Source organism: Isoptericola sp. NPDC060185, assembly GCF_042728595.1.
GTDB lineage: Bacteria > Actinomycetota > Actinomycetes > Actinomycetales > Cellulomonadaceae > Isoptericola.
Genome location: NZ_JBHWYY010000055.1, coordinates 1 through 8,385, shown reverse-complemented (window position 1 = coordinate 8,385; position 8,385 = coordinate 1). Strand labels below are relative to the sequence as shown.

General features: G+C 73.4%; 9 protein-coding genes. 4 read left to right on the top strand and 5 right to left on the bottom strand.

Annotated elements, in window-relative coordinates; translation table 11 throughout:
• On the bottom strand, positions 1–355 hold a 355-nt coding region (locus tag ACFWDO_RS15730; RefSeq protein ID WP_380347025.1), incomplete at its 3' end, for a LysR family transcriptional regulator.
• 72 nt (positions 356–427) lie between these two features.
• Between ACFWDO_RS15730 and ACFWDO_RS15725 the strand changes: the two genes are divergently transcribed.
• The 3 genes from ACFWDO_RS15725 to ACFWDO_RS15715 all read left to right on the top strand — a co-directional run bounded on the left by ACFWDO_RS15725 (position 428) and on the right by ACFWDO_RS15715 (position 2,477).
• The gene (locus tag ACFWDO_RS15725) at positions 428–1,366 is read left to right on the top strand and encodes an EamA family transporter (RefSeq protein WP_380319745.1); all 939 of its coding nucleotides are present in this window, start codon (positions 428–430) and stop codon (positions 1,364–1,366) included.
• Between the two features lie 10 nt (positions 1,367–1,376).
• On the top strand, positions 1,377–1,811 hold the full coding sequence (locus tag ACFWDO_RS15720; RefSeq protein WP_380319747.1) for a helix-turn-helix domain-containing protein: 435 nt from the start codon (positions 1,377–1,379) through the stop codon (positions 1,809–1,811).
• A gap of 105 nt (positions 1,812–1,916) precedes the next feature.
• Positions 1,917–2,477, top strand: coding sequence for a YciI family protein (locus ACFWDO_RS15715; protein WP_380319750.1), 561 nt, complete (start codon positions 1,917–1,919; stop codon positions 2,475–2,477).
• 37 nt (positions 2,478–2,514) lie between these two features.
• Here ACFWDO_RS15715 and ACFWDO_RS15710 read toward each other — a convergent pair whose 3' ends face one another.
• From ACFWDO_RS15710 to ACFWDO_RS15695, 4 genes are all read right to left on the bottom strand, one after another.
• Positions 2,515–3,126, bottom strand: a complete 612-nt coding sequence (locus ACFWDO_RS15710; protein ID WP_380319753.1) for a ClpP family protease — start codon at positions 3,124–3,126, stop codon at positions 2,515–2,517.
• A complete protein-coding gene (locus ACFWDO_RS15705; RefSeq protein WP_380319756.1) occupies positions 3,126–3,749 on the bottom strand; it encodes a ClpP family protease in 624 nt (207 codons plus the stop codon). The genes ACFWDO_RS15710 and ACFWDO_RS15705 overlap by 1 nt, the downstream gene beginning before the upstream one ends.
• A 90-nt stretch (positions 3,750–3,839) precedes the next feature.
• A complete protein-coding gene (locus tag ACFWDO_RS15700; protein ID WP_380319759.1) occupies positions 3,840–6,287 on the bottom strand; it encodes a hypothetical protein in 2,448 nt (815 codons plus the stop codon).
• A 138-nt stretch (positions 6,288–6,425) separates the two neighbouring features.
• A complete protein-coding gene (locus tag ACFWDO_RS15695) occupies positions 6,426–6,947 on the bottom strand; it encodes a MarR family winged helix-turn-helix transcriptional regulator (RefSeq protein ID WP_380319762.1) in 522 nt (173 codons plus the stop codon).
• Between the two features lie 133 nt (positions 6,948–7,080).
• On the opposite strand from ACFWDO_RS15695, the gene ACFWDO_RS15690 reads away from it, so the two are divergent.
• Positions 7,081–8,313, top strand: a complete 1,233-nt coding sequence (locus ACFWDO_RS15690) for an MFS transporter (protein WP_380347023.1) — start codon at positions 7,081–7,083, stop codon at positions 8,311–8,313.
• Positions 8,314–8,385: the final 72 nt, after the last annotated feature.

Below are 8,385 nucleotides of genomic sequence, written 5' to 3'. Positions count from 1 at the left end.
TGTGGGCGGGCCGCGGGGGGCGGCCCTTGCGGGGGGGGAGCCGCACGGGGGGGGCGGGGCCCCCCGCCGCCACGCTGACGGTGCCCGACGGCTCGCCCTGGAACTCGTCCCAGCGGGCCTGCACCTGCGCGACGGCGGCGGCGACGGACGCGCCGCCCTCGGCCAGCAGGCGGCCGGCCTCGGTGAGGCGCAGGCCCCGGCCGGAGGGCTCGACGAGCGGGGTGCGCAGCTCCCGCTGGGTGGTGCGCAGCTGCTGGGACACGGCGGACGGCGTGCGGTGGGTGGCCTGGGCCACGGCGGTGACGCTGCCGCGGTCGGCGAGCTCGCGGAGCAGCGCCAGGTGCCGGACGTCCATGAAGGCAGACTACAGACAAGGTGAAGCAACTTTCGCTTGTCCTTCAACGTCACGGCGGGTGAGGGTGGGCGCATGCCCGCCCGCCACCGGCTGCTCGCCGTCCTCGTCGCCCTGATGTGGGGCCTCAACTTCATCGCCATCGACGCGTCGCTGCAGCACTTCCCGCCGATGTTCCTCGTCGCGCTGCGCTTCGCGCTCATCGCCCTGCCCACCGTGTTCCTGGTGCCGTGGCCGGACGTCCCGGTGCGGTGGGTGGTCGGGTACGGGCTCGGGTTCGGCGCGCTGCAGTTCCTCTTCCTGTACTGGGGCATGGCGGCCGGGATGCCCGCCGGCCTCGCGTCGCTCGTGCTGCAGATGTCCGGCCCGTTCACCGTGCTGCTCGGCGCCACGTTCCTGCGCGAGCGGGTCAGCGGCCGGCAGGTGCTCGGCATCCTCGTGGCCGTCGGCGGCCTCACGCTCGTCGCGTGGCAGCAGGCCGCGAGCGCGACGGTCGTGCCCTTCCTGCTCACGCTCGCCGGCGCGTTCGGCTGGGCGATCGGCAACATCTGCAACCGGCAGGCGAAGCCGCAGAGCCCGCTGCGCCTCACCCTGTGGATGTCGGTGGTGCCGCCGCTGCCGATGCTCGCCCTGTCGCTGCTGGTCGAGGGCCCCGGCGAGATCTCCCGGTCGCTCACGTCATGGGACGACCCGGGGGCGGTGGGCGCCGTCGTCGGCCTGCTCTACACGGTGCTGGTCGCGACGGTGCTCGGCTCCGGCGTGTGGACCTGGCTGATGGCCCGCCACCCCGCGGGCGTGGTCGCGCCGTTCTCCATGCTCGTGCCCGTGGTCGGCATGTCCGCGGCCTGGGTGCTGCTCGGCGAACGGGTGACCCCGCTCGAGGGCGTGGGCGCCGCGTTCGTCGTCGGCGGGGTGCTGTATGGCAGCAGCCGGGCCGCGCGCCGCCTTCTGCCGTCAGCAGAACGAGCGCCCCACGAGCCGCTCGCGGAGCCGTCGGCTGTCGGGCGCGGGTAGCGTCGAGCGCATGACGGCGGACACGCGGGTCGGCGCGATCGGCGGACGGGCGACCGAGGTGGAGCACGTGCGCGAGCCCCTGCTGCGCCACCTGGTCGGCGGCATCCTGCGCCGCGCCCGGCTGCGCCAGGGCCGCACCCTGCAGGAGGTGGCCGGCGCGGCGCGCATGTCCACCGCGTACCTGTCCGAGGTGGAGCGCGGCCGCAAGGAGGCGTCGTCGGAGGTGCTCGCCGCGGTGTGCGCCGCCCTCGGCATCCGCCTCGTCGACCTCGTGGCCCAGGCGCACGACGCCCTGGCCGCCAGTGCCGAGCAGCAGCAGCGCGTGCGGGTGCTCACGTCCCTGCGCGACCGTTCCCCGTCGTCCTCCCGGCACGTGCGCTCGGCGGCCGTGCGCTCGACTGCCGTGCGTTCGACGACGTCGGACGTCGTCGCGCTCGCCGCGTGAGCCCGAGGTCGCCGCACGTCGTCCGGGCGGTCGTTCCAGGACGGCCGGCGGAGGTGACGCCCCGTCGCCGGGGCCGGTGGGCGCGTGCCGCTACCGTCTGGCGGCATGGAGTTCTTCTGCTACCACCGTGACCGTGCCGGCTCGCGCGCCCTGCGCGAGGCGCTCAACGAGGAGCACCTGGCGTACATGGACCGGTTCGCGGACGGGATGATCGCGCGCGGCCCGACGACGACGGACGACGGCGAGACGCTGACCGGCAGCGTGCACGTCCTCGACCTGCCCGGGCCCGAGGCGGCCCGGGCGTTCGCGTTCGACGAGCCCAACTACCAGGTCGGCGCGTACCGCGACGTGCTGCTGCGCCGGTGGCGCGGCCTTCTCGGGCGCACGATGTGGGACTACCCCGGCGGGCCGGAGGGTGGCCCACGGTTCCTGGTCCTCGGGCTCGGGTGGCGGGGGAGCGGCGAGCCGCTCGTCACGGCCGGGGCGCGGGTCGGCGTCGTCGCGGCGGGGCACCTCCTCTCCGACGACGGCGCCGCCGTCCTCGGCGCGGCCGCGCTGGTCGAGGCGGCCGGGCCCGCCGACGCCCGCCGGGTGCTGGTCGCGGACGACTACGCGGACGTCGAGGTCCACGACTGGAGCTTCGGGGGACGACCGGCCGCGTCGTGACGTCGACGGTGTGACGTCGCGACGCGGCCGCCCGTCGCTAGGCCGCGGTGCGCGCCGCCACCTTGCGGGAGGTGACGACGGCGTCCGCGACGCCGTACTCGACGGCGTCGTGCGCGGACAGGATGAGGTCGCGGTCGGTGTCGGTGCGCAGCCGCTCCACGGTCTGCCCGGTGTGCCGGGCCAGGAGCTGCTCGGTCTCGGCGCGCAGGCGCAGCACCTCGCGGGCCTGGATGGCGAGGTCGGAGACGGTGCCCTGCCCCTGGGTGGACGGCTGGTGCAGCAGCACCCGGGCGTGCTCCAGCACCGTGCGCTTGCCGGGCGTGCCGGCCGCGAGCAGCACCGCCGCCGCGGACGCCGCCTGGCCCATGCAGGTGGTGGCGACGTCGCAGCGCACGTACTGCATCGTGTCGTAGATCGCGGTCATGGCCGTGGCGGAGCCGCCGGGGGAGTTGATGTACAGCCCGATCTCTTGGTCGGGCGCCTCGGACTCCAGGTGCAGCAGCTGCGCCATCACGACGTTCGCGACGCCGTCGTCGACCTCCGTGCCGAGGAAGATGATGCGGTCGCGCAGCAGGCGGCTGAAGACGTCGGAGTAGCGCTCGCCGAGCGGCGTGCGCTCGATGACGTTCGGGATCGTGTAGCTGCTCATCACAGGCCCGCCTTCCGGCCGGCGGCCGTGGGCCGCACGTCGTCGACGTGCTCGACGATGCGGTCGGCCAGGCCGTACTCCACCGCCTCGGCGGCGGTGAACCAGCGGTCGCGGTCGCTGTCCGTGGCGATCTGCTCCACGGTGCGGCCCGAGTGCTGCGCGGTCAGCTCGTGCATCACGCGCTTGGTGTGCTCGAGGTTCTGCGCCTGGATCTCGATGTCGACGGCGGTGCCGCCGATGCCGGCCGACGGCTGGTGCATCATCACCCGCGTGTGCGGCAGCACGTACCGCTTGCCCTTGGTGCCGGTGGTGAGCAGGAACTGGCCCATGCTGGCGGCGAAGCCGAAGCCGACCGTCACGACGTCGTTGGGCAGCAGCCGCATGGTGTCGTAGATGCCGAGCCCCGCGGTGACGGAGCCGCCGGGGGAGTTGACGTACAGCGCGACGTCGGACCGCGGGTCCTCGGCCGACAGGAGCAGGAGCTGCGCGCAGACGCGGTTCGCGACGGCGTCGTCGATCTCCGTGCCGATCACCACGATGCGCTGGTGCAGCAGCCGCGCGGTGAGCTGGTCGTCGAAGGCGGGCGGGGGCGGGGACGGTGTGCTCATGACTGGTGTGCTCATGGCCCCACCGTCTCCCTGCCCCCGTCGGCGCGGGAGGGTTCTCTGCCGGGAGCGCATCTGCTCACGGCAGACGCGCTCCCGGGCGGCCGGTCAGGGCCGGGAGAACCAGCCCCGGCGGACGCCCACCAGGGTGATCCCCGCGAGCACGAGGACGATCGCGGCCGGCACCAGCCAGCCCTGGGCGAAGCCCGTGGCGGCGAGCTCGCCGGGGTGCGGGGCCTGCTCGCCCTGGGGCGGGTCGGCCTGCGGCGGATCGGGGAGGTCCTGACCGGGGTCGGCGCGCCCGGAGCCCCCGCCGGAGTCCCCGCCGCCGGGCTGGTCGTTCGGCGCCGGCTTCCCGGGCGGGTTCGTGGGGGCCGGTGTCTCGGGCGGGTCGGTCGGGTCGGGTTCCTCGGGCGGGTCGGTCGGGTCGGGCCGAGCCGCCTCCTCGACGGTGCCACCGCCGAGCCACGCCGTGCTGGTGGCGTCGTCCAGGGTCGTCACGTCGTCCCGTGCACCGACGACGGGCGGCTCGTTCGTGACGTCGTACCGAGCCCCTCGCACCGTGCGCTCCAGCCGCGGGTGGTCGCGTTCGAACTCCTCCTTCGACGTCTGGTCGCGCGGGGCGTCGGGGAGCTCGATGCCGCCCATCACCTCGACGTAGTACTCCAGGCTGCCGTGCTCGTACTCGTAGCGGTACTGCACCGTCTGCAACAGCTCCATGAGCTCGTCGAAGACGTCCTGCGGGTCGTAGTCGGTGCGCGCGGGCCAGGCGGAGACGTCGCCGGAGCCGATGACGTCGTGGAAAGCGCCGGGGCGCTTCGCGTCCCGGTCCTTGATCCACTCCGCGGCCACGCGGGCGGTGTAGACCCGCCGGAGGTCCGCGAACTCGGGGGCGGCGTTGACGTAGTCCTCGAGCGGCTGCTCGAAGTCGTCGACGACGCGCTGCGTGTTGCGCTCGACCATGTCTTCCGGGGCGGTCGCGGTGCACGGCTCCTGGCCGGGCGGGAACCAGTCGATGTCCATGGGCTCGATCTGCACCTGCAGCGGGGCGTCGAGGATGAAGAGCTGGTCGCCGTCGACGCGGACCTTCGCCGGCTGCGGCTCGATCCAGAACCGCGTCCAGTCGTAGCAGATCGTCCCGTCGGGGCTGCGCTCGAGAGAGTCCCAGTGCTTCTTCCCGAGCGGCGTCGCCGGGTCCGAGAGGCCGGTCAGCGACTTCTTCATCTCGAGGTCGGCCTCGAGGAGCACCCGCCCCGCGTCGGTCGTGCCGAACTGCTGGTCGACGATGGTCTCCGGGGTGTCGGGGTTGAGGTTGACCCAGAACTGGCTGGGGTCCAGCGCGAGCCAGGTCATGAGCGCGTCGGAGGACAGGTCCAGCGACGCCTCGCCGCCCCAGCCCGGCTCCACTGCGTCCTCCGGCAGCTCGTCCGCCGAGAACGCGTACCCGTAGTCGCCGGCCTTCGGGTCGTCGGTGACGTACTTGAGCTCCAGCGACGTCCAGTCGATCCCGCCGGGCCGCGGCGGCATGAAGCCCTGGCGACGTCCGTCCGCGCCGAACGAGGTCTGGAGCCGCTGGCCCTCCCGGGCGAGGGCCGGGGTGCGTCCGGAGCGCTGGGCGAGGTCCTTCGCCGGGCCGACCGTCGAGCGCCGGGGGCAGGACGAGGCGGCCAGGGTCGACACCCGCGCCGCGGGCTTGGTAGCCGCGCACGGGGCGTCCATCGCGGCGCTCGAGGAGGCCGGCGGGTTGATCTCCTTCGGCGAGGCGCGCAGCACCACGTGCTTCACGCCGTACTTGGTCATCAGCTCGCGCTGCGCCGCGGTCGGCTCCTTGCTGAAGACGTACACAACGCGCCAGTTCCGGCCGTTGGCCATCCTTGCCTGCAGCTTCTGGTCCGCCTTCAGCTGGCTCTCCTTGAGCGCGGAGCTGCCGGACTTCACCTCGTACGCGATCCCGTGCTTGCGGCTCACCGAGTCGTACCGCCGCTTCGAGCCGAGCTTCTCCTCCGTGGCGAGCTTGGTGTCCTCGCACATCCACCCGGACCCGCCGAGCTTGAGCCGTCGCGCGGCGTTGCCGTGGAACGCGTCGCCGCGCGCGTCGTTGGCCTGGTTCGGGATGTACGTGTTCCGCCACTGCTCCCAGGTGTACTTGCCCTTGTAGACCTTCCAGCGCCGGAGCATGCGGTCCTTCGACCCGACGTCGAACTTCTTGTAGCTCCCGGTGAGCTTCGCGAGCTCCGCCTTCGTCGGCTCCTTCTCGTCGCTCAGGTGCGAGGCCGGGTTCTCGTACTCGTAGGGGTCGATGTCCTCGACGGTGCCGGTCGGCAGGTCCACCAGGTCGGCGATCTCCTCGACGTTGTCGATGAGCTCGTCGCACTGCACGTCGAACCGGGGGGCGGACGTCGCGTCGTCGTCGGGGAGCGCGACCGGGAGGACGAGTGCGAGGGCCGCCGCCAGCAGGGCGGCGACGAGGCGGCGCGGGCGCGGCCGGCCGGGTGTGACGCCCGGGCGCGGCTCCGCGCCGGGGCCGATGGTGCCGGGATCGGTGTGCGGTGCCACGGCGGTCTCCCTCGAGGGCTTCGGCGGTGTCGGGCCGCCCGGGGCGACGTCGCCCCGGGCATCGTTGGTCCCAGCACACCGGGAGCGACCCGGGGCACGCCCGGGACATCTATTGCCCAGGGCGACGGACGTCGGAGGTCAGGCCGGGGGTGTGTCCCGCTTGTAGGCGTCGAGGTCGGCGTTGAGGCGCTCGACGAGGTCGGCGAGGAGGGCGCGGTCGTCGGCCGGCCAGTCCTCGAGGACGGTCGTGTAGGTGATGGCGCGTCGGCGGCGCTGCGCGTCGAGGGCGCGACGCCCGCTGGGGGTCGCGGTGACGACGACGGCGCGGCGGTCCTCGGTGTCCCGGCTGCGCACCACGTGCCCGGCGCGTTCGAGCGCGACGACCTGGCGGGTGACGGTCGAGGCGTCGATGCCGAGCCGGTCGGCCAGGGCGCGCACGTGCTGCGGGCCGCCGTCGCGCAGGGCGTGCAGCAGCAGGTAGCCGGAGCGGTCGAGGTCGTGCCCGCCGGTGCGGGCGGTCGTGGCGGCGGTGGTCCGCTCGGCCCGGCGCAGCAGGTGGGCGAGGCCGAGCTCCACGCGCGCGATCACCTCCGGGGCGGGGGCGTCAGGGCCGGCGTCGGGGCGCTCGTCCGTCGAGCTGTTTCCCAGGGAAGCAGTCATAGGTGTACCCTACAGGTAAATACCTGCATGATGCAGGCATCTTGGCGCCCCGGAGGCGCCACCGGCGCCCGGGACGGCGCCGCACCAGGAGACGAGGCCCGCGGGGCACCCGTGGGGCAGGAGCGAGGAGTCCGTGGCAGGCACACGCAACGAACCGAACAAGACCGCGATCTACGCGACCGCGCTGACCGCGTTCTTCGCGATCGCCGGCATCGCGGTCGTCGACCCGATCCTCCCGGTCATCGGGGAGGCCATCGGCGCCACCACGTGGCAGATCGAGCTGCTGTTCACGGCGTACATCGCCGTCATGGCCCTCGGCATGATCCCGGCCGTGCTCGCCACCGGGAAGTTCGGGTACAAGAAGATCCTCGGCGCGGGCGTCACCCTCGTCGCGATCGCCGCGATCCTCGCCGCCCTGAGCACCTCCATCGGTCAGCTCGCCGCGCTGCGCGGCCTGTGGGGCCTCGGCAACGCGATGTTCTTCGCCACCGCGATGGTGCTGCTCGTCTCGCTCGCCAACGACCGCGAGTGGGTGGTCGGCATCTTCGAGACCTGCGTGGGCCTCGGGTTCGCCGTCGGCCCCCTCATCGGCGGCCTGCTCGGCAGCATCAGCTGGCGCGTGCCGTTCTTCGCGTGCGGCCTGTTCATGATCGTCGCGCTGGCGATGTCGATCACCAAGCTCAAGGACCCCGCCGAGAAGCCGGCGCCGCTGCACGTGGGCCAGGTCTTCTCGCTGTTCCGCAAGCCCGCGTTCCTCGCGCTCGCGGTCGTCACCGCCACGTACAACTTCGTCTTCTTCATCATCCTCGGCTACACGCCGATCTTCCTCGGCCTCGACGTCATCCCCCTCGGCCTCGTCTTCACCGCGTGGGGCCTGGGCCTCGCGTTCGGCATCCTCGTCGTCGGCCACAAGCTGGCCCACACGATCGGGGCCGTCCAGACGCTCGGCATCGCCGTCGCGGGCGTCCTCGTCATGACGCTGCTGCTGGCCCTCGGCCTCCCGACGCCGGCGTCGATCGTCGTGCTCGTCGTCGCGGGCGTGTTCATGGGTATCGCGAACGCGATCCTCACCGACCTGTCCCTGGCGCTCGGCGACCCGGACCGCCGCGTCACGACCGGCGCGTTCAACCTCGTGCGCTGGGGCTTCGCCGCCCCGGCCCCCGTGATCGCCGGCCTGCTGCACCCGGTCGGCCTGTCCGCCCCGTACTGGGTGGGCGTCGCGGTGCTCGCCGTCGGCGTCGTCGTCTTCCTGCTCACGGCCCACAAGATGGCCGGCCAGCTCGGCGAGAAGGTGCTGTGGTCGCGCTGGAACAGGGCCGCCGCCGCCGTCGAGGGCACGCCCGAGGAGGCCATGTCGGAGCTGTGACCTCCGCTCGGTGACTCGCTCGCGGCCCGGGCCGCGAGCGACACCACGACGGGCGCCGGGCGGACCCCTGTC

Coding starts and splice junctions, on each gene's coding strand:
- ACFWDO_RS15705 (WP_380319756.1), bottom strand. CDS start 3,749: ATGAGCACACCAGTCATGAGCACACCGTCCCCGCCCCCGCCCGCCTTC.
- ACFWDO_RS15695 (WP_380319762.1), bottom strand. CDS start 6,947: ATGACTGCTTCCCTGGGAAACAGCTCGACGGACGAGCGCCCCGACGCC.
- ACFWDO_RS15710 (WP_380319753.1), bottom strand. CDS start 3,126: ATGAGCAGCTACACGATCCCGAACGTCATCGAGCGCACGCCGCTCGGC.
- ACFWDO_RS15715 (WP_380319750.1), top strand. CDS start 1,917: ATGGAGTTCTTCTGCTACCACCGTGACCGTGCCGGCTCGCGCGCCCTG.
- ACFWDO_RS15720 (WP_380319747.1), top strand. CDS start 1,377: ATGACGGCGGACACGCGGGTCGGCGCGATCGGCGGACGGGCGACCGAG.
- ACFWDO_RS15725 (WP_380319745.1), top strand. CDS start 428: ATGCCCGCCCGCCACCGGCTGCTCGCCGTCCTCGTCGCCCTGATGTGG.